The sequence below is a fragment of the Paenibacillus apiarius genome, from assembly GCF_017052585.1.
Lineage (GTDB): Bacteria > Bacillota > Bacilli > Paenibacillales > Paenibacillaceae > Paenibacillus_B > Paenibacillus_B apiarius.
In genome coordinates this window covers 563,322-585,710 of the sequence record NZ_JAFFHZ010000001.1, presented here as the reverse complement: position 1 = coordinate 585,710, position 22,389 = coordinate 563,322, and the positions used below count along the sequence as shown (strand labels likewise).

Here is a 22,389-nt window from a genome sequence, read left to right as displayed (position 1 = left end):
ATAGGCTCCAGCAAGCGAATCATGGACAACAACGATTTGAGGTTGTCTTTTTGACCATGCATTATAACATAAAGTAACGGGTGGATTGGACAGGAGGCGTTCGCATGGACGGAAGAGATTGGGGAAAATTTTTGCTGCCTTATGAACAGGCCGTCGAAGAACTTAAGGTCAAATTCAAGACGATGCGCTCTGAATTGAAAAAACGTGAGGAGTACTCACCAATTGAATTTGTGACTGGACGCATCAAACGTATTTCCAGCATCCTTGACAAGGCGAAGCGGTTAAACGTTTCGCTGGAAGACTTGGAGCGGGGAATTGAGGATATTGCGGGCATACGAATTATGTGTCAATTCGTTGATGATATTCGTCGAGTGGCCGAGTTTATCCGCCACCGCAAAGATATGAACGTTCTTTATGAAAAGGATTATATTACGAATTATAAGGAAAGCGGGTACCGCAGCTTTCATATGATTGTGGAATATCCCGTGCAGACGGCTCTCGGCCAAAAGGTCGTGCTGGCCGAAATTCAGATTCGCACGCTGGCCATGAACTTCTGGGCGACAATAGAGCATTCGCTTAATTATAAATACAAGGACAGCCTGCCGGAAGATGTGCGCGAGCGGTTAAAGACGGCAGCCGAAGCGGCATTCGTTCTCGATAATGAAATGTCCAGCATCAGACAGGAAATACTGGTGGCGCAGAGCAGCTTCGAAGACAAGTCCAAAATCGTGCATAACTGCTTGGCATTTATACAAGAGCTGTATTTCTATCATCACATTTCCGAAGCCATCCAATTCCAAAATCGCTTCAATGAGGTGTGGGAGCGGGACGATCTAGCCGAGCTCAAGCGGCTGGAAGAGGATATTATCGCGGAAATGCAACGAGCGAAGAAAAACGGAGATCCGATTGTATGAGCGAAATGGCGGATAAGCCGTCACTTGCGTATGACTGCTTGTATGTCCAGTTTATCAAGCTGTTCAATGAGGAGCGGGACTATTACGCTTGTCATGACGTTATGGAGGAGCTGTGGCTGGAGGAAGGGCGCAAGCCGTTGCTGCAGGGACTTCTGCAGGTCGCCGTAGGGCTGTATCATTTTCAGAACGGCAATCATCGAGGAGCCATCAAGCTGCTCGAAGCAGCCCTAGACAAGCTGAACTTATACCCTGAATACATAATGGGCATTCATCTGGAGAAGCTTCGTCTTGACGCGGGGGAGACGCTGGCATTGCTGCGGCGATCACCGGTGCTTCCGCCGTTCAGCGGCATTACGATAGACATTGTGGACGAACGATTGCAGCAGGAAGTCGCTGCCGCGGTTCTTCCGACCGAGTAGGATGATGAATGGAACACAAATCGCCAATCTCCCGGCCAATAAGGCCGGATGAGAGCGGCGATTTTTTTGGTTTATAGGCGTATATCAGGTTGTTGAGAAACCCCGCACGAAACAAAAAAGGGTGGAGGTGTCCACTGGAGAGACCTGGCGATCGCCTTTGAATCCGAGTCATCCCCATACAGTCTCATCCCTAATGACTTGGATTCAACAGCGACGGAAGCGGATACCTCCACCATACTTGTTTCTTTTTACTTCGTTCTAGGTTTCTCAACAAGCTCGCATATGCACATATCATTGCCGAATGGGATTCCGCCTCTTGACAGCTTCCGGTTATGACTTATAATCATTACTATCACTTATCATCACTTAAAAACACTTACATTTGCTTAGCTGATAGGAGAGAAAGACATGTTTCAAGAGGAAAGGCTCGTCGCTATTCTGAGGCATATGCAGGTCAACAAGCGCATCGAAGTCGAAGAAATCTGCGATCTGCTGGGCGTGTCGCGCGATACGGCCAGACGGGACATCATCAAGCTCGAAGAGCGGGGCTGCATCGTCCGCACCCGCGGCGGCGCAATCCTGCCGACGATATCGAAGGAGATGCCGAATTACGAGCAACGTCTGCAGAAGGAGACGACATCCAAGCAGGCGATAGGCCGCTTGGCCGCCTCTCTGCTTCACGACGAGGATTACTTATACGTCGATTCTTCCACGACCGTTCGTTATGTGGGGGAATATATGACGACCAAGCGGAACGTCGTCGTTACCAATTCCATCGACATGGCCGGCATGCTGGCGACCAAGGACGCGGCGCGGATTCATCTGCTCGGCGGCCTGCTCTATAACGGGCAGCGCATGATTTACGGCGCCCGCGCCATCGAAATGATGGCCGACTATCATCTCGACAGGGCGTTTCTCGGCACGTGCGGATTGTCGATGGACGGTCTGACGACGGACTTCGAAGAAGAGAGCTATCTCATCCGCCAGGTTATGCGGAAGGCCGATCAGGTCATCGTGCTGGCCGACCATTCCAAGTTCGGCAAGAAGATGTTCCACCGTGTGGCGGGATTGGAGGACATCGACCTCATCATTACGGACCGGGAGCCGGATGGGGAGTGGAAACGGCAGCTGCAAGAGGTCGGTGTGGAACTGACGGTGGCGGACGGAGGTGCGCAGCATGATTAACCGGCTCATCTGGATGGGTTGTCTGTCGTACGTCGTGACAGGTGTGACCCTCGTTATCATGGGCGCCGTTCTTCCCGAGCTGCTCGCCCACTATGGGCTGAACTATACCGACGGCGGGGTGCTCATCTTCGTGCAGTTCATCGGGATGCTACTCGGCGTGCTCGGCATGCCGGCCGTCTCCCGCAGGTTCAGCCGCAAACGGGGCGTCATGCTGGGACTGTTGTTGATCAGCGCTGAACTGCTGCTGTTCTTCCTGCCGCCGTGGCCGGTCGTCATCCTGTTGGCCGGGCTGGCCGGTGCCGGCGCGGGGCTGGTGGAATCGTGCATCGGCACGATTATTCTGGTGGCCGTCAAGGAGAGGCAGGCCGTTGCCATGAGCAAGCTGGAGGTAACCTTCGGCATCGGCGCCTTGACGATTCCGTTCGTGGCGAGCTTCTTGATTGCGCGCGGCATATGGGCCTACTCGTTTTTATTGCTGGGCGTATGCGCGCTGATGACGGCCATTGGGTGGCAGAAGCTGTCGTTCGGCACCATCGATGCCATGCTGACCCGCACGGTGGAACGGGGGAACCGGGAGGCGAAGCCGGCAGCCTATACTGGCAAGGGCTTGCCGTTTCTTGTGCTTTGCGCCGCTTTTTTCATGCTATACGGGGGAAGCGAAGTATCCGTCGTGCATTTCTTTCCATCCATTTTTATTGAAAAATGGGGGATTGCCAGCTCCCAAGCGACGCTGACCGTTACCGTCTACTGGCTGGCGATGGTAATCGGGCGGGCGTTGTGCGGCGTCCTTGCGGAGAAGCTGACGTATTTCCGCTTCCTTTGGCTAACCACCTCGGGGAGCGTACTCGTGCTGCTTCTGCTGCCATTCAGTTCGCAGGCATGGGGCGGTTTCGCGATCAGCTTCCTGCTCGGGCTCGGGATGGCGGGCATGTTCGCGATCATGCTCATCTACGCGAACCAGGCGCTGCCCGGCATGACGGAGCAGACGACAAGCATCCTGCTGGCCGCCAACGGACTCGGCGGCTCGCTCATGCCGATTGCCGTAGGTTGGATGATGGACGTCTGGCCGGTGCAGGCCGTGATGTGGCTTTTTTTCGGGGCCATGCTGGTGATGCTGCTGCTCGTATTCGTCTCCAAACGCTGGAAGGGGCAGACGTCGATGACCCGGCAGAACGGCCATGTCGGTGAAGCGGGCCAGGCTTGCGAGCGTGGGGTGTAGAGGTCTGCGAGGATGGAGAGAAGATGCTGGACGGGTGCCGTATCTTATTTATCAATCGCAATCAACGGACGACAAGCAATTCCGGCTGCCGGACAACGGGAGCGGGAATTGCTTTTTTTGCCGTGTAATCATAGGAACGGGTTTCTGGCCATATAATTTGACCATTGGTGCAATAATGATTCACTTCGCACATTATCTTGCAATGTCAGGCATCATTTTTATTATTCATTTGTAAGCAGCTACTAGCAGCATTTGGGAGCAGAGGAGGGCAAGTGATGCCAAGACAACTTCACTATGCCGTCGCCATCGTCGGGGCGGGCAGCGCCGGTTTATCGGTTGCGGCCCGCTTGCTGCGCGCATCTAAAGCGCTTCACGGTTCCGTCGTGATCGTCGATCCGCAGACCAAACATTATTATCAGCCCCTGTGGACGCTTGTCGGCGGCGGCGTCGTCCGCAAAGAGACGACGGAGCGCAACCAGCAATCGCTTATCCCGAAGGGCGCCGACTGGCTGCAGGAAGCGGTCGTTCGCTTTCACCCGGACGAGAACCGCTTCGTGACCGGGGGCGGAACCGAAATCCGATACGATGTCCTCGTCGTCGCGGCGGGCATCCAGGTGGATTGGGACCGGATCAAGGGGTTGAAGGAGAGCATCGGGCATGGCGGCGTCTGCAGCAACTATGATTACAACTACGTGGACAGCACTTGGAAGTCCATCCGCGAGTTCCAGGGCGGCACAGCCATCTTCACGCAGCCTAACACGCCGATCAAATGCGGGGGCGCGCCGCAGAAAATTATGTACCTGGCAGATGATGCGTTCCGCCGATCGGGCGTCAGGGGGAAAACGGACATCGTGTTCGCTTCGGGCAATGCGGCCATCTTCGCCGTTCCGAAATATGCCGAAGCGCTTAACCAGGTCGTGCAACGCAGAGGCATAACGGCAAAGTACAAGCGCAATCTGGTGGAGCTCAACGCGGTTCGGCGGGAAGCCGTGTTCGAGCATACGGACACAAAGGAGCGGGAGACGATCCGATATGGCATGATTCATGTCGTGCCGCCGATGTCGTCTCCGTCCTTCATCAAGGACAGTCCGCTCGCAGACGCAGGCGGGTGGGCGGAGGTCGACAAGCATACGATGCAGCATGTCCGGTTCGCGAATGTGTTCGCCTTGGGGGATTGCAGCAATCTGCCAACCTCCAAGACCGGCGCGGCCATTCGCAAGCAGGCGCCCGTGGCGGCCCGCAATGTGTTGAACGTGCTGGCGGGACAGCCGCTCGATGCGAGCTACGACGGATATACGTCCTGTCCGCTCGTAACGGGATACAACCGGCTTATTTTGGCGGAGTTCGATTATAATCTGACCCCGCGGGAGACATTCCCGTTCGACCAATCGAAGGAGCGTTACAGCATGTATGTGCTGAAGAAAAGCTTGCTGCCGAAGCTGTATTGGCACGGCATGCTGAAGGGCCGCATGTAGCTGGCGGCAAAGAGGCAGGTATCGCGACTATTTGCTGTTTCAGAGAAAGGGGAGAGCGGCATCCATGCTGCTGCGTTATTTTTACGATGAGAAACTGGCCCATGCCTCGTATCTTGTAGGCTGCCAAGCGACGGGGGAAGCGATCGTTATCGACCCGGCCCGCGACGTTGCCCCGTATTTACAGACGGCACAGGCGGAAGGGCTGACGGTCGTCGCTGCGGCGGAGACTCATATTCACGCCGATTTCGTATCGGGCGCCCGCGAGATGGGGGAGGAGCACGGAGCGGCGCTTTATGTGTCAGGCGAAGGCGGCCCGGATTGGTCCTATGCTTATGTGAGCGGAGAGAGCGGGCATGAGGTCAAGCACCGCCTTGTACAAGACGGAGATCGATTCAATGTGGGCAGACTCGAGTTCGAGGTGCTGCATACGCCGGGACACACGCCTGAGAGCGTATCGTTCCTGTTGACCGACCTGGGCGGAGGCGCCGATTGCCCGATCGGCATCTTTACCGGCGACTTCGTATTCGTCGGCGATGTCGGGCGGCCGGATCTGCTGGAGAAGGCGGTAGGCTTGGCAGGCACGGCCGAGGAGGGAGCGCGGCTGATGTTCCAATCCCTGCAGCGTTTCAGGGAACTGCCCGATTACGTGCAGGTATGGCCGGCACACGGGGCCGGCAGCGCATGCGGCAAGGCGCTTGGCGCGGTTCCGTCCTCGACGGTCGGGTACGAGAAGCGGTTCAATTGGGCCTTGTCCTTTGACGATGAGCCGCCGTTCGTCGCCGCCCTGTTGGCTGGACAACCCGAGCCGCCCACTTACTTCCCGCGCATGAAACGAGTGAACCGGGATGGTCCGGAGCTGATCGCCCGGCTGCCTGCGCCAGACTGGATCGAAGGAACGGTGGCGGGGGTGAGCAGACTTGCGGAGGAAGGCGCAACCGTCATCGATACGCGCGCCAGCACCGCGTTCGCGGCTGGTCACGCGAAGGGGACGATCAATCTGCCATACAATCGCTCCTTTACGTCATGGGCCGGTTGGCTTATCGATGATGAGCGGCCGCTGTACGTTATGGGGGAGGCGGATCAACTGCCTGGAATTGTCCGCGATATGCGGGCCATCGGCATTGACAGAATCGCGGGCACGATCGAAACTTCCGCAATGTGGAGCGGCTCGATCGCGCCAGCGGCAGGTTTGCAAGCGTATGCGGAGGTGACCCCTGCGGACATCGCGGATCAAGTGAGCGAGGGGAAGGTGGCGGTCGTCGATGTTCGCTCCGGGACGGAGTGGGCGGAAAGCCGCATTCCAGGAGCGCGGCATATTCTGCTCGGCACGCTGCCGCAGAGAATCCGCGAGGTGCCCGCTGACAAGCCCGTGCTCGTCCAATGCCGGACGGGGATGCGTTCCGCAATTGCGGCTGGCATTCTGCAGGCGCACGGCTACACGAACGTCATGAACCTGCAAGGGGGCATCGTGCGATGGCGTGAGGAAGGATTGCCTATAGCAAAGTAAATTGTCATTCCAATATTTTGTTCCCTTCTAATCTGAACCAAAAGAGAGGCTCGTCCAAACCGGTCTGATTGACCTATGGAAAGCCTCTCTTTTTATTGCCTCTATCAAGAGAGTTGCGAGACAAGGCGAATTCCAGTTATAATTCCTACAAAGAATATAGGAATTAGGGGTTTACAAGATATTATATTTTTGTTATATTTAAGAAGAGATAACTTCCAGATTATTGCATCAAATACAAGAAATTGAGGAGTGATTCGAAATGAAGAAGTTTCTTATTTCCCTGTCAGCGCTGGCTGTTCTGGCTGCAGCTTCGCCGGCGTATGCTTCCCCTGCCGTTCCTGCCGTTCCCGCCGAACCAGCGGTTCAGGAAGCCCAACAAATCACCAAGTACTATGCTCTGCGTCCGAATGAACTCAGTGCTTTGGAAGGGATTTATTTAAAGAAAGGCCAGCAGCTTACTATTTTTGCTCAAGGCAACTATGCCTACTATTCGGTGTATGATTCTAGCAATCATCTAGGAACTTTTTTCAAGAGCAACGTTGGAAGAATTTTCACGGCGACAGAGGACGGCTATCTTTATATTCAATTTGCCGCCCCTTCTTCGTTTACGATTAACCACATCACTGCTACATACAAAATCAGCTGAACATAGCCTCTATTTTTATCAAGCTGCATGAAGCAGAGTGCAGTTTGCCGGTTACGAAAAAAGGTGAGCCAGGGATACCCCCGGTTCACCTTTTTTTATCATTCGTTCTTTCGGATGTTTTGACAAGACAGCAATGTGGCATTCATATATTTTTTGGATACATATTGAAAATAAGTGGTCTGCACGGAAGTAATCGCAATGACGAGCGCGTTGCGGATAAGATGATGGTGACAGTGACAGCGGCGCTGCGGATCCAGATTGCTTAAATAATCATCGGCCTTCTTGGAAATGATCATCTCCAGCATATGGTCATGACGCAGCCGCAGCGGGTCGTGTCCGTGGACGTCAAGCACTTGGTCGTTGTTCCGATCGAGTTCTTCGTAGAGCGCGGCGTAGGAGGCGTAAAAATCAAGCGGATGGATTACGTCATCCTCGTCATGCTCGGGGTTCATGAACAGCAGCGCCAGCAAGCTGCGTATCGCATCGAAATGAAGGGTTGCCCGCAGATCTTCCACTATGAGAATGAGGGCTGCCTGCTGCAGTGAATACTTCTTGCCAAGCCGGGGGGAGCCTATAAAGTCTTTAATGTCACGCTTGACCCAATTCTGTATGGATGTTATCGAGAAGTTGGAATATTCCACTTGGTTCCCGAGAGCTGCGATTTCATTCAAGGACAGCCCTTCCTTATGGGAACGTCCTCGCATTAACTTTTCATATATGGGCGGCAATGCAGCAGGCAGCAGAGGAGAAGCGGTCGTGTCGAGACCGATCAGCTGCTGCTTGAATTCCTCCCATCCCTCTTGCAGTATCGCTTGCGGCGTTCGGGATTGCTCACTCACTATATTGTCGGCAGGCTGCAGAGACATTAGAAGTTCAGACATTTTTTTTCGCGTAATGACGAAGCTTTCCATCTTTTAACCACCTGATTATTTTGAAATTGCAATAAGCCTATCATAAGATTTTATCTAATTGAAAGTCAAAGCCGAAAAATAAACAAGAGTAATTGGTTTCGTAAGTGGATTGAACGCATGGAGTCGGATTTGACCTAAAATGACCGCATTCTCGCTTTGTTTTCTTAGTTATAAGTTCTTATAATAAGTTCAAATGAACTCGAAATGATAAAGGAGAAATCAGATTTGTCTACAGGTATCAGCTTTTTCTTGTTTGCCATATTGATATTATTAACCGGTTTCTTTGTCGCAACCGAATTCGCCATCATTAAAATCCGCTCCAGCCGAGTGGATCAAATGGTTGTCGAAGGGCGCAGAAACGCGCTTGCCGTCAAGCAGGTCACCAGTAACTTGGACGGATATTTATCCGCCTGCCAGCTGGGCATCACGATTACCGCATTGGGACTTGGCTGGTTGGGTGAACCGACGATGGAGAGGGTGCTGCATCCGCTCTTCACCTATTTTGCCCTTCCGGAACAGGTCAGCTCGGTGCTTGCATTTGGTATCGCGTTCATCGTCATTACGTTCCTGCACGTGGTCGTCGGCGAGCTTGCGCCCAAGACGCTCGCGATACAGAAGGCGGAAGCAATCAGCGTCTTGTTTGCGAAGCCGATTATTTGGTTCTATAAGCTGATGTACCCTTTTATTTGGATGTTGAACGGGTCCGCGAACGGCATCATCCGCCTGTTCGGTCTCAAGCCTGCGAAGGAGCATGAAGAAGCGCACTCCGAAGAAGAGCTGCGGATTATTCTGAACGAGAGCTACGAGAGCGGCAAAATCAACAATACGGAGTACGGTTATGTGAACCGGATTTTTGCCTTCGACGAATTGCATGCCAAAGATATTATGGTTCCCCGTACGGACATGGTCTGTCTCGAAGCGATGGAGACGGTGCGTGACAGCATCGCCACGATCAAACGGGAACAATATACGCGATATCCAGTCATTCAGGCCAGCAAGGACCATGTAGTCGGCATGGTGAACACGAAGCACTTGTTTCTTCAGTTCAACGAGATTGCCGATGCTCCGTTATCCGAAGTGATGCATCCGGTCCTGAGCGTGTCGGAAGCGATTCCGATCAAGCAGCTTCTGAAGCGGATGCAGCAGGAGAGCGTGCATATTGCGGTCCTCATTGACGAATTCGGCGGTACGTCGGGCATGGTTACGATTGAAGATATTTTGGAGGAAATCGTCGGTGATATCCGGGATGAATTCGACGCCGAGGAGAAGGCTGACATTGAATATATTACGGAGGACCATATGATCGTGAACGGTAAAGTTCTGCTCTCCGACATCAACGACATGCTTGGAACCGAGATCGAGAGCGCTGATATCGATACGATTGGGGGCTGGCTGTATGATCGCATTCCCGACAGCAAAAAGGGAAGCCAGTATCAATTCGATGGCGTACAGTTCACCATTTTGGAAAAGGATAAACACCGCGTCCGCAAAATCGAGATTGTAAGAGGATAATATAATTTTCCGCTTTTTCCCATTAGAGGAACAAAGCGGTTTTTTATTGCCAGGGCGACGGTGATATGCAACAATTAGGGCGTGCGCGTCCTGAAAGTTGCGAGGCTGTTCTCGCAGACCCGCATGAGGTTTTTGACTTCATTATTTTTGCCATAGGCAGCATAATCGGGATCATGCTGAAAAGGAGTGATATGATGATACAGATAAAAGGATTAACAGAGCTACAGATATATGGGCTCGCCGAAAAGATTGCGGATGGATTTAAAGATAACGCCGGATTTAATTGTTGGGGAGATAGTCCTGAACAAAGAAAACATGTGTTGACTCATTTTTTTAATCTCAACCTTCAAATATTAATCGAAAACGAAATGGCCTACGCGACCTCAGAAAATTATGAAGGGATTTGCGGTTTTTGGACAAAAAGCAACGGTTTAAAGCTATCGGAAAAGCTGAGGCTGCTTAAGCTGGCAAAAGTGATTTCAGTTAGCAGCTTCTTGAAAATTGCAAAACAGTTTTCTAAATTGAAAAGAGCAGAAAGCTTTGTCAAGGGCGAAAAGGATTACCTTTTTGTATTTATGATTGTGGTGCAGGAACAGTACAGACATAAGGGGTATATGCGGCAAGTGATGGAGTTTGTGATGGGACAGGCGGATGAGAAAAATATACCCTGTATTTTGGAAACGGACAGCCAAAAAAACGAACAAATTTATAGCCACTACGGAATGAAAACGTTGAGCGTTCAACCGTTGGCCGACGATTTAACTTATTATATTATGGCTTACAATATGGATGGCGAGCTGTAATGGCGTGAAAGTCGGATCTTTCTCCGAGATCTAGGCTTATCCCCAAGGTTCGGCAATTTCTATTCTTAACGTTTCTTATCAACCTATTGCAGTAGTATCCTCCAAGTAACTACATCACTTAAAAGTGCCTACTTCCTAAATAGACGGCAAGGTTCTACAATGAGCGTGTAATTCATAACACACATACATGCAAAAGGAGTGGCATAATGATGGAGCTTCAATTGGCATTGGATCTGGTAAATATTACCGAAGCCAAACAACTGGTAGCAGAGGTTGCAGAGCATATAGATATCGTCGAAATCGGAACACCGGTCGTCATTAACGAAGGACTGAGAGCGGTCAAGGAGATGAAAGAAGCATTCCCGTCCTTGCGCGTGCTGGCCGATCTGAAAATTATGGATGCGGGCGGCTATGAAGTTATGAAGGCATCCGAGGCGGGCGCGGATATCATTACCGTTCTGGGCGTATCCGACGACTCCACAATCAAGGGCGCGGTGGAGGAAGCCAAGAAACAGAACAAAAAGATAATGGTGGATATGATCAATGTGAAGGATATCGAGGGAAGAGCGAAGGAGATTGACTCGCTTGGCGTTGATTATATTTGCGTTCATTCCGGTTATGACCATCAAGCGGCAGGTAAAAACTCTTTCGAGGAGCTGACGGCCATCAAACGCGTCGTGAAGCATGCGAAGACGGCGATAGCAGGCGGCATTAAGCTGAGTACGCTGCCAGAAGTCATTCAGGCCAATCCAGATCTCGTTATCGTAGGCGGAGGAATAACCGGTCAAGCGGATAAAAAAGCGACAGCGGCCGAGATGCATAAATTGGTTAAACAGGCCTGACTGCCATGGAAACGGTAAAATATGCAGCAGAGATCGTGAAGGAATTGCAACATGCGGCAGAAGCAATTGCAGAAAAAGAAGCCGAGCAATTGGCCGATATGATATTGCAGTCGAAGAAAGTGTTTCTGGTAGGTGCCGGGAGATCGGGTTTAATGGGACGGGCGTTCGCCATGCGTCTTATGCATACGGGAATGGAAGCCTATGTGGTCGGGGAAACGGTAACCCCTGGCATAACCAAGGATGACGTTCTCATCATCAGCACGGGCTCGGGAGAAACGAAAAGCTTGATCCCGATGGCCGAGAAAGCAAAAAACTTGGGCGCGTCGGTGGTCGCCGTTACGATCGCACCAGAATCGACGATTGGCAAGCTATCGGATGCAGCCGTTGCGCTGCCGGGATCGCCGAAGGATCAAGCAAATGGAGGCTGCGCCACCATACAGCCGATGGCTTCCTTGTTCGAGCAGACTTTGCTGATATTTTACGACGCGGTCGTGCTTAGGATAATGGATAAGCGCGGGCTTGACTCCGGCGGGATGTACGACAGACATGCCAACCTGGAATGATGTTGCTCCACTGGCTCGATGGCCCTAAGGTTAAGCATGCCGGAATCTCGAACCTCAACTATACATGAGAATAAACGCTTCGTGTTATAGTATTTAGAGTTAGGGGGGAGGCTGGTATAGTGGCAACTGAAATTAAAGACCGCATCAATCTCAAGGAAATCAATTGCGAAAAAGAACTTACCCTAGCCGTAATCGGGGGCAAATGGAAGCTGATTATATTATGGCATCTCGGGCTGGAGGGCACCAAGCGGTTCAGCGAGCTGAAGAGATTGATTCCGCATATTACGCAAAAAATGCTGACCAACCAGCTTCGCGAGTTGGAGGAAGACCAATTGATCTTCAGGAAGGTGTACCCGGAAGTCCCTCCTCGAGTAGAATACACTCTTACCGGGCATGGAGAAAGTCTGATGCCGGTATTGCGAATGATGTATGATTGGGGCAAAACTTACGGCGAGAACGTAATCTGGAAAACTTCAAAGCCATCCGTTACATGTGAATAGCGGCAGATTCACTTTAATACGCTGTTGTATAAATCCCCATGTTCGACCTTACTGAGGCGAGCATGGGGATTTTTTGTATCTTCATGCCCCTCTCCCGGTGGCTCAGATTAAGCAAGGAAGGGGTGTCGAGGCGTTTTTTTGTCCACTATCCCTATCGCTCAGAAGGGGGTATCCTAACCCAACTTGTTCTATCTTGTCGACCTGATGGGAAGCGTGCAACCTTTACGAGACCGTGCTTTTCGACGAGAACAAGGCAGTAGAGGAGCTGACGAACTGTATCTGGGCAGTTGTTTTAACAAAATACCGCCCTTTTTGACGTTTGAACTGCAAACATGCAGTTCAAAACGAGAGTATTACCAGTATATGTGCGATTATACGAAAATGAACTGCACGATTCAGGTTGTTGAGAAACCCCGCATGAAACAAAAAAGGGTGGAGGGTGTCCGCTGGAGAGACCTGGCGATCGCCTTTGAATCCGAGTCATCCCCGCACCGTCTCATCCCTAATGACTTGGATTCAACAGCGACGGAAGCGGATACCCCCACCATACTTGTTTCTTTTTACATTTTGGGTTTCTCAACAAGCTCACGATTGCAGTCTAGCGTGACGAAAGACCCAAAAAGGGAACGCTCAAATGTATATTTGCAGTTAAACACGCTCCATTCCGCTATTTTATCAACGCTCAACCACACGATAGAGCACTCGTGCGATGCGCGACTCGTTCATACTAACCGAAGGGGAGACTGATGGATAGGCAAATTGCATCTTTACAAAATAGATTTTATCGCTAAAATAAATTTTAACGGTTAAAAAGTTTTTAAAAGGAGGTCTTATTCATGAAGCTGCTGCTAAACAATCGCGCTTTTCGCCATCTCTGGCTGGCGCAAATCGTCTCCGAGCTGGGAGACGGCATCACCCGGCTCGTCGTCATTTTTCTGGTCGCGAATTTATCGGGCAATCCGCTTGCTTTAAGCGTGGTCGTGCTGGCTCAAGTGCTGCCGAATATGCTGCTCGGAACGTTCGTCGGGCCGTTCATCGACCGCTTCGACCGCAGCCGCATTATGGCTGCTGCCGACCTCTATAGGGCCTTCATCGTCCTGCTGCTCATCGTGTTCCAGCATGAGCTTTACGGCATCTATGCGCTGGTGCTGCTGCAGGGCATCGGAACCGTCTTTTTCGAGCCTGCGCGCACAGCCATCGTGCCGCGTGTCGTCAGCCAAGAGAACATTACGCAGGCCGTATCGTTATCGCAGGCGACCTACATGGCGATGAGGCTCGTCGGCCCGGCGCTTGCCGGACTGCTTATTCCATTCGGCCATTTCGGCTGGCTGTTCGCTTTTAACGCGTTCACGTTCGTGCTGTCTGCCTTGTTCATCTGCGGCATGTCGAGAGCCTTGTCCTCGGACCCGTCAGCAGCTCAACAGATAGCTATGACGGAGCAAGGCCAGATGCAGTCCGCTGTAAAGGAACCGTATTGGCAAGCGTTGAAAAGCGGTCTGCGCGCCATTTACCGCCATGACAGTTTGTTCGCGCTCCTCATTCTGCTCGTCCCCATCATGCTTATTATTGGTGTCATCAATACAAATTTGAACGCGGCGCTGCTGCAAACGTTCCACATTCCGGCGGAGCATTTCGGCTTCGTCTCCAGTATGATTGGAGCTGGAAGCATCATGGGAGCAATGGCTGCCCCTTATCTGATGCAGCGGCTTAAAGCGAACGTCATGCTCTTGGGAGCGGTGGGCGTCATCGGCTTGTTCTGCATGCTGATTGTACCGCTGTTCCATCTATATCAAGAAAGCGGAGTTGTCAGCGTTTATGTGTGGGCGCTTGGCGTCGGCGTATCTATCGCATGCACGAACGTGCCGCTGAGCAGTCTGTTCATCACGCTGATGCCGGATGAAATGCGGGGCCGAGGCTCCGGCGTATTCGAGTCGGTGTCGCAAGCGGGAACGGTGCTCGGCATCGGCGCAGGCGGCTTGTTCGCTTCTTTGTTCGGCGTGCTGACGGCCACTTCGCTTGCGGGGTTGCTGCTTATCATTGTCGCTGCCGTTTTCCCTCTGTTAAAATATAATCAAGCGCTTCGGCAAACGAACGAGACGAAGCTGCCGGAAGGAGGCCAAGCCGTGTCTTCTTCGGGATAAAGGGGGGGGGACATTTTGAGAGAGAACAAGATTATTGACGATATCGAGCTGGCGAAAATATTGCTTGATCCGCGTCGCATACACATATTGCGGCTCGCCCAACACGAGCCAGTCACAGTCAAGCAAATGGCGGAGGAGATGAACGAGAAGCCGTCGCGTCTCTATTATCACGTCAAGAAGCTGGAAGAGGCGCATATGTTGGAGCTTGTAGAGACGAAACAGCAGGGGAATTTGATTGAAAAGTATTATCGGTCGAACAATGAACATCGGAGCTTTACATTCGGCAAACAGTTGACTGAGGAATACTCCAGTTATATCGTGCAGGAAATGCTCCGCATCACCCATCAGGGTATGGACTTGATTGAAGAAGGGATGAGGAAGGGTGAATTCGGCAAGAGCACGCTGGCGGAGGCCAATATCGCATATGCGTCGTTGACGCCGATGGAATGGGCGGAAAAGACGCATCACGTGCTCAACGTAATTTCTCCCGTCGAGGAGAAGCCTCCGTTCGAGCCTGCCGCCTCGGACATTGCGAAGGATACCGAGTTATCCAAGCAGACCGCGAAGGATGATTACGTCTTTGTGATGCTTAGCTATCGGCTGAAGGATGCGCCGGACAAACCGGATGAATCGGACGGGGCTGAAGCGTGAATAAGCGAGCACGTTCGTCCGTGTCTGCAAGATGGCTAAGCGGCGAGCAGAGCAACAAAACAGGCCAACCGATAACGCACGGCTGGCCTGTTCGTATGAAAAACCGGCTCCGTATCCTTCCCGGCGGGAGGGAGCATGAGATCGGTCTTTTGTTATTTTATTATTGCAGGACGACGGTGTCGCCTTCCTTCAAGCCTTCCAGCACTTCTGTCTTCTCTGGAGTTTCCATCCCGATCTTGACGTCCCGGCGTTCATATTGGCCATTGCCTTTGTCCAGCATGACGTAATAATTGTCCTTTTCGCGCATGACTGCCACGGTAGGCACGACGATCGCATTTTCTTTGCGGTTCGTCTCGATTTGGCCCGTCAAGCTGAGACCTGCAATGAGATGCTCGTTGGCGTCCAGCGCGATGATAACTTCGAATTGCGCGGGCTGGTTCGCATTTTGCTGATCGGTCACGGCTTTGGCGAATTTCGAGACCTTCAACACTTTGCCCGTTAACTTCTCATTCTTCATTGCATTCATTTTCACGATTACCGGCATCCCCGCTTTAATGCGGAACACGTCCTGCTCCCCGACGAGCGTCACGAGCTGAAGCTTGCTCAAATCTACGATTTTGCCGACGCGGTCGTTATCTTTAACGGCTTGTGGCAGCTTGTTCGGATCATCATAGAGGAAGATGCCCGAAGCAGGAGCCGCATAAGTGGCCTTCTCCAGCTTTTTCCGCTTCTGGTCCAGATCTTTCTGTTGGATGTCGAGCGTTACACTGTTCAATTCCGACTGCAGCTTGGCCGTTTCCTTTTCGGCGAATTTCCTTTTTATCTCCGTTTCCGTTGATGGAAGCAACTGTTCCTCGTCGGCCAGCTTCGATTGCATCTGCGCCAGTTGGGTTTCGAGCCGCTGCTTCTTGATGGCAGCCTCCGATTGCGCGAGCTCATTCTGCAAAGCGCTTGGGTCCAAACGGAACAGCACTTCACCTTTCTTCACTTGTTGACCGTCCTTGACGACCCACTGCTTCACTTCCGAGCCGAACGGGGCATAGATGAACGTTTCCTGTTCGTAGGTCGATTTGCCCTTGACCTCAATGTTGTTCACCAAGGTCTCCTTTGTTACCGTAAACGGAATCGCGCCGGAATTCTCCGTCATTTCTGCCGGCTGAGACGGATTGGAGAAATTGTACAAGCCATAGCTGATGCCGGCGACCACGAGCAAGATAACCGCCCATTTGATCTTTTTCTTCATCTTCGTTGCGGACCTCCTTCAAATTGCTTCCTGTCTGTCATGTGAATGTGCATAATGTCACAATTAGTCACGTTTAATTGCAGTCAACGCATCTGTGCGCGAGGCGCTAATCGCCGGATATAATCCGGATAAGACACCGGTCAATATCGCAAACGCGATGCCGATTGGTATAAAGGTCGGCGAAATAAATAGAATCGATTGTTCGCCTCCGTCCGACATCGAGCCCGCTGTCAACCCGTTAATCCCCCACACAATCCAATAGGACAGCATGATTCCGATCAGTCCTCCAAGCAGACCGAGCAGCGCGGCTTCGATGATGAACATGTTGCGAATCTGTTTCAAGTTGGCGCCGAGCACCTTCATGATGCCGATTTGACGGCGGCGCTGATACGTGGACATCGTCATCGCGACGACAATGGAGATGGAAGCGATGAAGAGAACGAACAGGCCGATGCCGAGCGCAATCGTGCGCACAATGGCAAACTGCTCATTCAACCGATCCTTCTGATGCAGATTAGTGCTCGTGTTCAGCATCAGTTTTTTGATTTGCTTTTCGACTTCCTCGACATTGTTCTGATCGTCGATCTTTACGACCAGCGAATTGTATGTCCCTGGCTCTGTCGCATTTTCTGCGTTCTCCAATCGGAGCTCCGGCTTCAGAAGTTCGCCCGTTTCAATCGAAACATATACTTTTTTGTCATATGCGACCATATCTTCATTGCTGCCGCTCGGTTTCTTCAGTACGCCCGATACGCGGAGCGGGGAGCTTAAAAAGGCTTTTCCATTGATATCGGTATTGCCAAGCCGTACTTGGCGCTGATACAGGGAAGACGGAATCCGGTTCATGTTGCGGTACTGATCCATGAGCGATTGATCGTATGGATTGTCTTGCAGCTGTTGAATGAGCTTGTCCATCGTCTCCGGGTCGACGAGGCCAAGGGTTGCCCCGTAGTTCAAGACGGCAGTTCCCGCTAAATCGGAAGCAGCGCCCTGCATGAAATTGTGTCCGAATTCGGTTAGCGAATTCAAGTCGGTTGCGATGACTTCTACCATGGATCTGCGCTCATCCAGCGTGTTCATTTCCAAATATCCGAGCTGTTGGTTGGCCGCGACGGCTTTCACGTGCGGAATATTTCGAATGACCTCAAGCTTCTGCTGCGTAATTTTGCCGCGCTCTTTCGCCTCGTCCGATTCTGACGATTTGGCTGCCGCACCGCCATTGCCTGAACCGCCTCCGCTCACGCCTTTGTTCGGAGTTACGGTTATTTCGTCCATCTTTAAAAAGGAATTAAGCTGATTCTCCGCATACACCTGCGCCGACTCGCCCACGCTCATCGCAACGACAATCGCCGCGCAGCCGATGGAAATGCCAGCGGCGCACAGTATGGTAACGACCTTGCGTCTTTTTAGCTGATCCCAGGAGAGATTGATATAGTCCCTGATTCTCATGTTGTCGCACCTCCCGCGGGAACCGGCTCTTCCGTCACGTCTTGAGCTGTCTTCGCCGGAACAATCGGAGCAGGCGGAGTTTGATCCTCCACCAAGTTTCCGTCGCGGAGCGTAATGATCCGTTTCGTCTGCTCTGCGACTTCAAGCTCGTGCGTAACGATGATGAACGTAGTATCCATCGTTTGATTTAAGCTTTTGAGAATCGCGATAATTTCTTCCTCTGTCCGCGTATCGAGGTTCCCTGTCGGCTCATCGGCGAAAATAACCGAGGGCTCCGTAATCAAGGAACGGGCAATACTGACGCGCTGCTGCTGCCCGCCTGATAATTGGGAAGTGAACAGCTCTGATTTGTCAGGAATGCCGACCTGCTCCAACAATTTCAACGATTTCTTCTTCCGTTCAGCAGGGTTAACACCTTGGAAGACAAGCGGGAGCTCCACGTTCTCGCGAACAGTCAAGTTCGCAATCAATTCATAAGCTTGAAAAATAAAGCCGATGTGCTTGCGCCGAAATTCGGCCAATTGGTTCTCATTCATTTGCACAATGTTATGTTCGGCAATAAAAATGCTGCCTTCGGTCGGTTTCATCAACCCCGCCATCAAGTTAAGTAACGTCGATTTACCGGAACCGGAGCTGCCGAGCAAAGCGACCATCTCTCCACGCTTGACCGAAAAATCAATGGAATGCAGCACTTGGGTCGTCTCGGGGCCATTTTTGAATGCGTGGGATAGACCTTCAACACGTAACATTCGGCTCCTCCTTTCTATCAACTATGTACACATTAAATTAAACAGTGTTCCATACGGTTGGCGCAAGGCAAAGTTTCTCGATCTTGGCCAATGTGACAATAATGTAAGTCTTAATCATGAGACGGGAGGGAGAGGGCCAACTCCTTCGCGAGTTATCGCTTTCGTTTAAAAACGATGGTGATCATGGTATGCTGTTATCATTGCTGTCTTTAAGGCAAGTGAAGGCAGAGCGAAAGAAAGGATGAATGTATGAAAAGTCTCCCGACAGCGTTTGTTCAGACCATGCAGAAGCGGCTTGGCGAACAGTTCGAAGAGTTTATGAAAAGCTACAGCCAAGAGCCCCATGCCGGAATTCGCGCAAACGGCCTTAAGTTGGATGCCGCTGCGCTTCAAAATATAGTTCCATATCCACTGCGGCCGATTCCTTGGACGACGGATGGATTTTACATTTCGAATCAAGAACGTCCCGGCAAGCATCCCTATTATCATGCGGGGCTATATTACATTCAAGAGCCAAGCGCCATGGCGCCGGTCGAATGCTTGGATGTCCGCCCGCACGACCGCGTATTGGATTTATGCGCGGCGCCGGGGGGCAAGTCGGTGCAAATCGCTGCGCGTCTCGGAGAAGACGGCGTGCTAGTCACCAACGACATCCACCCGGACCGGACCAAAGCGCTCGTCCGCAATATCGAGCTGTATGGCGTGCGGCGCGCAGTTGTGCTGAATGAGCGGCCGGAGCGGATTGCGGAAGCATTTCCCGGCTACTTCACGAAGGTGCTCGTCGATGCGCCATGCTCCGGCGAGGGCATGTTTCGCAAAGAGCCGGATATGGTCAAATCGTGGGAACGCGAGCCGGTGCTGACCTACGCCAAGATGCAGCAGGATATCATGAACAGCGCAGCGAACCTGGTCGCGCCCGGAGGACGGCTCGTCTACTCGACGTGCACCTTCTCGCCGGAAGAGAATGAAGCGTCCATTGCCCGCTTTCTAAGCGCGCATCCGGAGTTCCGCGTCGTGCCGATCCCATTAATGAACGGATTCTGTCCCGGGAGGCCGGATTGGGCGCGCGAGTGCATGAAGGAGTATGGCTGGGAAGCAGACGAGGAAGCGATCGACAGCACGGCCGGGACGGCGCGGCTCTGGCCGCATCGCCTGCAGGGCGAAGGACATTTCGTAGCGGTGCTGGAACGTTCCGATTCGGAGATGGCAAAGGGGCAGAGGCTGGCGAGGGCTGAGTTGCATGAACAGGCACATCACGGCGATAATACGTCCTGCGTTGGCGCCGCCGTCATGAACACCCATCCGTCAAGACAAGGGGCGAAAGGACAAAAAGCGAAGCATCGCTCCAGTCAGGAACGCCTGAAGCAGGGGGGCAGTCCAGCGCCGAAGCCGAAGGGCATCCTCCCTCCGGCTTCCGATCAGCTTGAAGCGTATGGCCGCTTCTGCCGCGAGCAGATGACGGCAGGGGTTGCCGGGGCGAATGCGTCTATCGGGCCTTATTTATATGCCTGTCCGCTTCCGATTCAGCGGCTGGGCTCGCTGCGCGTCGTGCGGCCGGGATTGTTCCTCGGCACGTGCAAGGGGGAACGGTTCGAGCCGGCGCAGGCGCTTGCGATGGCTATGACAAGCTCGCACATGAAGCGCGTGCTGCCGCTTCGATTAGGCCAGGACGAAGTGATCCGGTATTTGCGTGGCGAAACGTTAACGTTGGGAGAAGAGCATATCGAACGCGATCCAGCGACACCTGCGAAGGGGTGGCTGCTTGTATGCGTGGACGGATATAGCCTAGGATTGGCAAAATGGGCGGGAGGAACGGTGAAGAATGAATACCCGCCAGCATGGAGGTGGACGTAAGCAATGGCGAAGAAAATGCGGTTGGACAAGCTATTGGGACATATGGGGTGCGGATCGCGCTCAGAAATAAAAAAATGGGCCAAGGGCGGCTTGATTGCCGTCAATGGCCGGACGGCAAAGGATAGCGGGCTTCAGGTGGACCCGGAGCATGACGAAATTGTATTGGACGGAGAACGGATCCGCTACCGTGAATATATATACGTCATGATGAACAAGCCTCAAGGCGTCATCTCCGCGACCGAGGATGCGAGGGAGCGGACGGTTGTAGATTTGCTGCCGGAGGAGATGAGCCATTTCGAGCCGTTTCCGGTAGGGCGGCTCGATAAAGATACCGAAGGATTGCTGCTGCTCACGAATGACGGCAAGCTGGCGCACGAGCTGTTGTCACCGAAAAAGCATGTGCCAAAGACGTATTTTGCCATCGTGGAAGGCGAGGTTGGCGAGGATGATGCTGAAGCATTCCGGTACGGAGTGACCCTTGATGACGGATATGAGACCCAACCTGCCGCCTTGACGATCCTCCGGCATGAGCAAGAGGAGCAGCGTATTTATTCCCATATTGAATTAACGATTACCGAAGGGAAGTTCCATCAGGTGAAGCGTATGTTCGAGGCGGTCGGCAAGAGGGTGACCTACTTGAAGCGCCTCTCCATGGGTACGCTTGTGCTGGACGCCGCACTGCCCCTGGGCCAATGGCGGGAATGCTCGGAAGAGGAGATCGCTGGGCTTCGGCAAGGACAATCAAGAGAAAAATAACCTTTGCCAGGTTATGAAATGAGAGGAGAGCACTACCTATATGAATTACCGTATCGTCGCCTTAGACATGGATGGAACTTTGCTGCATGACGACCATTCGCTGTCCGCCAAAAATGCGGACACGATTCGCGAGGTCGCATCTCAAGGAATCGAAATCGTGCTTTGTACCGGACGCAGTCCGATAAGCACATTGCCCTATTTAGATGAATTGGGTATGGAAGGGATTGTAATTACGCACAACGGCGCAGCTACGGTTGCATCCAAAGGGAGACGTGTGCTTCACCAATTCGAAATTGAGCCTATGGGGCTTGAACCGTACATTCGCTACTGCCGCGAGCACGGCGTTCATTTCGATATCAATACGGCATTTGATTTATATGTGGACAAGCTGGAAGGGCTGACTCCGGAAATGCATGATCTATACGGTCAGTTTCTTATCAAGCCGAAGCAGTTCCCGGGGTGGGAAGGGCTCAAAGACGTGCCGCTTAAGCTGACGATGAGCGGGCTGAAGGATCAGATGGATGAGGTCGAGAAGGAGCTCAAGCTGTGGAAGCATGAGCATAATTTCATCCGTTCGGGCGATTACTTCATTGATATCATGCATCGCGATGCGACCAAAGGCAGCGCGCTGCGCGAGTTGGCGGATATGCGCGGCATTCCGCGTGAGCAGGTGCTGGCGATCGGCAACTATTTCAATGATATGACGATGATTCAATTTGCCGGCATGGGCATTGCAATGGACAATTCACCGTTGGAAGTGAAGGCGGCAGCACAAGATGTGACCTTGTCCAACAACGAAGATGGCGTGCATGAGGCGCTTCGCAAGCATTGTTTATCCTAGAATTCAAGGATGTAAATTTAATAACCGGCATGTCCTGAGCGACATCGCAAGAAGGCGGGGAACCGTCCCCCTCCTGCGTGGTGTCGTTGCTTGCGGGTAATTCGCGTATGGCCGCTTGTCTCGCCTGCTATCGATTTTGGGCGCATGTTCCATCGCGGAAGCGGGAATCCTAAGGCCAAACTCTTGATGCAGAAGAGAGTAACGCCAGG

General features: G+C 52.4%; 21 protein-coding genes. 17 read left to right on the top strand and 4 right to left on the bottom strand.

Features of this window, described 5'->3' with window-relative positions; translation table 11 throughout:
* The first annotated feature begins 104 nt into the window (after positions 1-104).
* From yjbM to JSQ80_RS02725, 7 genes are all read left to right on the top strand, one after another.
* Positions 105-914, top strand: coding sequence for a GTP diphosphokinase (yjbM, locus tag JSQ80_RS02755; protein ID WP_087434910.1), 810 nt, complete (start codon positions 105-107; stop codon positions 912-914).
* Complete coding sequence (locus JSQ80_RS02750; protein ID WP_206094263.1) at positions 911-1,333, top strand: DUF309 domain-containing protein; 423 nt, start codon at positions 911-913, stop codon at positions 1,331-1,333. The genes yjbM and JSQ80_RS02750 overlap by 4 nt, the downstream gene beginning before the upstream one ends.
* Before the next feature lie 408 nt (positions 1,334-1,741).
* Entirely contained in the window at positions 1,742-2,518 is a 777-nt protein-coding gene (locus JSQ80_RS02745) for a DeoR/GlpR family DNA-binding transcription regulator (protein ID WP_206094262.1), read from the top strand.
* Complete coding sequence (locus JSQ80_RS02740) at positions 2,511-3,737, top strand: MFS transporter (protein ID WP_087434913.1); 1,227 nt, start codon at positions 2,511-2,513, stop codon at positions 3,735-3,737. The genes JSQ80_RS02745 and JSQ80_RS02740 overlap by 8 nt, the downstream gene beginning before the upstream one ends.
* Positions 3,738-4,012: 275 nt before the next feature.
* Entirely contained in the window at positions 4,013-5,212 is a 1,200-nt protein-coding gene (locus JSQ80_RS02735; protein ID WP_206094261.1) for an FAD/NAD(P)-binding oxidoreductase, read from the top strand.
* 64 nt (positions 5,213-5,276) lie between these two features.
* On the top strand, positions 5,277-6,719 hold the full coding sequence (locus tag JSQ80_RS02730) for an MBL fold metallo-hydrolase (protein ID WP_206094260.1): 1,443 nt from the start codon (positions 5,277-5,279) through the stop codon (positions 6,717-6,719).
* A 259-nt stretch (positions 6,720-6,978) separates the two neighbouring features.
* Entirely contained in the window at positions 6,979-7,365 is a 387-nt protein-coding gene (locus tag JSQ80_RS02725) for a hypothetical protein (RefSeq protein ID WP_206094259.1), read from the top strand.
* Positions 7,366-7,463: 98 nt separating this feature from the next.
* On the opposite strand, the gene JSQ80_RS02720 is transcribed toward JSQ80_RS02725, so the two are convergent.
* Positions 7,464-8,276: a DUF1836 domain-containing protein gene (locus JSQ80_RS02720; RefSeq protein ID WP_206094258.1), complete on the bottom strand. Its 813-nt coding sequence runs from the start codon at positions 8,274-8,276 to the stop codon at positions 7,464-7,466.
* Between the two features lie 225 nt (positions 8,277-8,501).
* Here JSQ80_RS02720 and JSQ80_RS02715 point away from each other — a divergent pair, with 225 nt between their 5' ends.
* The 7 genes from JSQ80_RS02715 (at position 8,502) to JSQ80_RS02685 (ending at position 15,288) form a co-directional block, all read left to right on the top strand.
* Entirely contained in the window at positions 8,502-9,788 is a 1,287-nt protein-coding gene (locus JSQ80_RS02715) for a hemolysin family protein (RefSeq protein WP_240463496.1), read from the top strand.
* A gap of 65 nt (positions 9,789-9,853) precedes the next feature.
* Positions 9,854-10,591: a GNAT family N-acetyltransferase gene (locus JSQ80_RS02710; RefSeq protein WP_206094256.1), complete on the top strand. Its 738-nt coding sequence runs from the start codon at positions 9,854-9,856 to the stop codon at positions 10,589-10,591.
* Between the two features lie 209 nt (positions 10,592-10,800).
* Positions 10,801-11,433 carry a 3-hexulose-6-phosphate synthase gene (gene hxlA / locus JSQ80_RS02705; protein ID WP_206097453.1) on the top strand — a complete coding sequence of 211 codons (633 nt, stop codon included), beginning with the start codon at positions 10,801-10,803 and terminating at the stop codon, positions 11,431-11,433.
* A gap of 5 nt (positions 11,434-11,438) precedes the next feature.
* Complete coding sequence (gene hxlB / locus JSQ80_RS02700) at positions 11,439-11,996, top strand: 6-phospho-3-hexuloisomerase (RefSeq protein WP_206094255.1); 558 nt, start codon at positions 11,439-11,441, stop codon at positions 11,994-11,996.
* Positions 11,997-12,115: 119 nt separating this feature from the next.
* Positions 12,116-12,496, top strand: a complete 381-nt coding sequence (locus JSQ80_RS02695) for a winged helix-turn-helix transcriptional regulator (protein WP_087434921.1) — start codon at positions 12,116-12,118, stop codon at positions 12,494-12,496.
* Between the two features lie 836 nt (positions 12,497-13,332).
* Positions 13,333-14,637, top strand: a complete 1,305-nt coding sequence (locus tag JSQ80_RS02690) for an MFS transporter (RefSeq protein WP_206094254.1) — start codon at positions 13,333-13,335, stop codon at positions 14,635-14,637.
* Positions 14,638-14,652: 15 nt separating this feature from the next.
* Positions 14,653-15,288 (top strand): ArsR/SmtB family transcription factor, encoded by a 636-nt coding sequence (locus tag JSQ80_RS02685; RefSeq protein ID WP_206094253.1) that lies wholly within the window; start codon positions 14,653-14,655, stop codon positions 15,286-15,288.
* A 160-nt stretch (positions 15,289-15,448) separates the two neighbouring features.
* Here the strand turns inward: JSQ80_RS02685 and JSQ80_RS02680 are convergent, their stop codons facing one another.
* The 3 genes from JSQ80_RS02680 to JSQ80_RS02670 form a co-directional block, all read right to left on the bottom strand.
* The gene (locus JSQ80_RS02680) at positions 15,449-16,531 is read right to left on the bottom strand and encodes an efflux RND transporter periplasmic adaptor subunit (RefSeq protein ID WP_206094252.1); all 1,083 of its coding nucleotides are present in this window, start codon (positions 16,529-16,531) and stop codon (positions 15,449-15,451) included.
* Between the two features lie 63 nt (positions 16,532-16,594).
* Entirely contained in the window at positions 16,595-17,980 is a 1,386-nt protein-coding gene (locus tag JSQ80_RS02675) for an ABC transporter permease (protein ID WP_087434925.1), read from the bottom strand.
* Positions 17,977-18,729, bottom strand: coding sequence for an ABC transporter ATP-binding protein (locus JSQ80_RS02670; RefSeq protein WP_087434926.1), 753 nt, complete (start codon positions 18,727-18,729; stop codon positions 17,977-17,979). Before JSQ80_RS02670 ends, JSQ80_RS02675 begins: the two co-directional genes overlap by 4 nt.
* Before the next feature lie 249 nt (positions 18,730-18,978).
* Here JSQ80_RS02670 and JSQ80_RS02665 point away from each other — a divergent pair, with 249 nt between their 5' ends.
* The 3 genes from JSQ80_RS02665 to JSQ80_RS02655 are packed head-to-tail and all read left to right on the top strand — an operon-like array spanning position 18,979 to position 22,180.
* Positions 18,979-20,583: an RsmB/NOP family class I SAM-dependent RNA methyltransferase gene (locus JSQ80_RS02665; protein ID WP_206094251.1), complete on the top strand. Its 1,605-nt coding sequence runs from the start codon at positions 18,979-18,981 to the stop codon at positions 20,581-20,583.
* 3 nt (positions 20,584-20,586) lie between these two features.
* On the top strand, positions 20,587-21,339 hold the full coding sequence (locus JSQ80_RS02660; protein ID WP_206094250.1) for a pseudouridine synthase: 753 nt from the start codon (positions 20,587-20,589) through the stop codon (positions 21,337-21,339).
* 40 nt (positions 21,340-21,379) lie between these two features.
* On the top strand, positions 21,380-22,180 hold the full coding sequence (locus tag JSQ80_RS02655) for a Cof-type HAD-IIB family hydrolase (protein ID WP_206094249.1): 801 nt from the start codon (positions 21,380-21,382) through the stop codon (positions 22,178-22,180).
* Positions 22,181-22,389 lie beyond the last annotated feature (209 nt).

What these genes read in the sequence shown, in the direction of transcription:
- JSQ80_RS02730 (WP_206094260.1), top strand. Translation starts at nt 5,277, where the DNA reads ATGCTGCTGCGTTATTTTTACGATGAGAAACTGGCCCATGCCTCGTAT.
- JSQ80_RS02740 (WP_087434913.1), top strand. Translation starts at nt 2,511, where the DNA reads ATGATTAACCGGCTCATCTGGATGGGTTGTCTGTCGTACGTCGTGACA.
- JSQ80_RS02750 (WP_206094263.1), top strand. Translation starts at nt 911, where the DNA reads ATGAGCGAAATGGCGGATAAGCCGTCACTTGCGTATGACTGCTTGTAT.
- hxlB (WP_206094255.1), top strand. Translation starts at nt 11,439, where the DNA reads ATGGAAACGGTAAAATATGCAGCAGAGATCGTGAAGGAATTGCAACAT.
- JSQ80_RS02745 (WP_206094262.1), top strand. Translation starts at nt 1,742, where the DNA reads ATGTTTCAAGAGGAAAGGCTCGTCGCTATTCTGAGGCATATGCAGGTC.
- JSQ80_RS02675 (WP_087434925.1), bottom strand. Translation starts at nt 17,980, where the DNA reads ATGAGAATCAGGGACTATATCAATCTCTCCTGGGATCAGCTAAAAAGA.
- JSQ80_RS02735 (WP_206094261.1), top strand. Translation starts at nt 4,013, where the DNA reads ATGCCAAGACAACTTCACTATGCCGTCGCCATCGTCGGGGCGGGCAGC.
- JSQ80_RS02665 (WP_206094251.1), top strand. Translation starts at nt 18,979, where the DNA reads ATGAAAAGTCTCCCGACAGCGTTTGTTCAGACCATGCAGAAGCGGCTT.
- yjbM (WP_087434910.1), top strand. Translation starts at nt 105, where the DNA reads ATGGACGGAAGAGATTGGGGAAAATTTTTGCTGCCTTATGAACAGGCC.
- JSQ80_RS02680 (WP_206094252.1), bottom strand. Translation starts at nt 16,531, where the DNA reads ATGAAGAAAAAGATCAAATGGGCGGTTATCTTGCTCGTGGTCGCCGGC.
- JSQ80_RS02720 (WP_206094258.1), bottom strand. Translation starts at nt 8,276, where the DNA reads ATGGAAAGCTTCGTCATTACGCGAAAAAAAATGTCTGAACTTCTAATG.
- JSQ80_RS02660 (WP_206094250.1), top strand. Translation starts at nt 20,587, where the DNA reads ATGGCGAAGAAAATGCGGTTGGACAAGCTATTGGGACATATGGGGTGC.
- JSQ80_RS02725 (WP_206094259.1), top strand. Translation starts at nt 6,979, where the DNA reads ATGAAGAAGTTTCTTATTTCCCTGTCAGCGCTGGCTGTTCTGGCTGCA.
- JSQ80_RS02670 (WP_087434926.1), bottom strand. Translation starts at nt 18,729, where the DNA reads ATGTTACGTGTTGAAGGTCTATCCCACGCATTCAAAAATGGCCCCGAG.
- JSQ80_RS02655 (WP_206094249.1), top strand. Translation starts at nt 21,380, where the DNA reads ATGAATTACCGTATCGTCGCCTTAGACATGGATGGAACTTTGCTGCAT.
- JSQ80_RS02710 (WP_206094256.1), top strand. Translation starts at nt 9,854, where the DNA reads ATGCAACAATTAGGGCGTGCGCGTCCTGAAAGTTGCGAGGCTGTTCTC.
- JSQ80_RS02690 (WP_206094254.1), top strand. Translation starts at nt 13,333, where the DNA reads ATGAAGCTGCTGCTAAACAATCGCGCTTTTCGCCATCTCTGGCTGGCG.
- hxlA (WP_206097453.1), top strand. Translation starts at nt 10,801, where the DNA reads ATGGAGCTTCAATTGGCATTGGATCTGGTAAATATTACCGAAGCCAAA.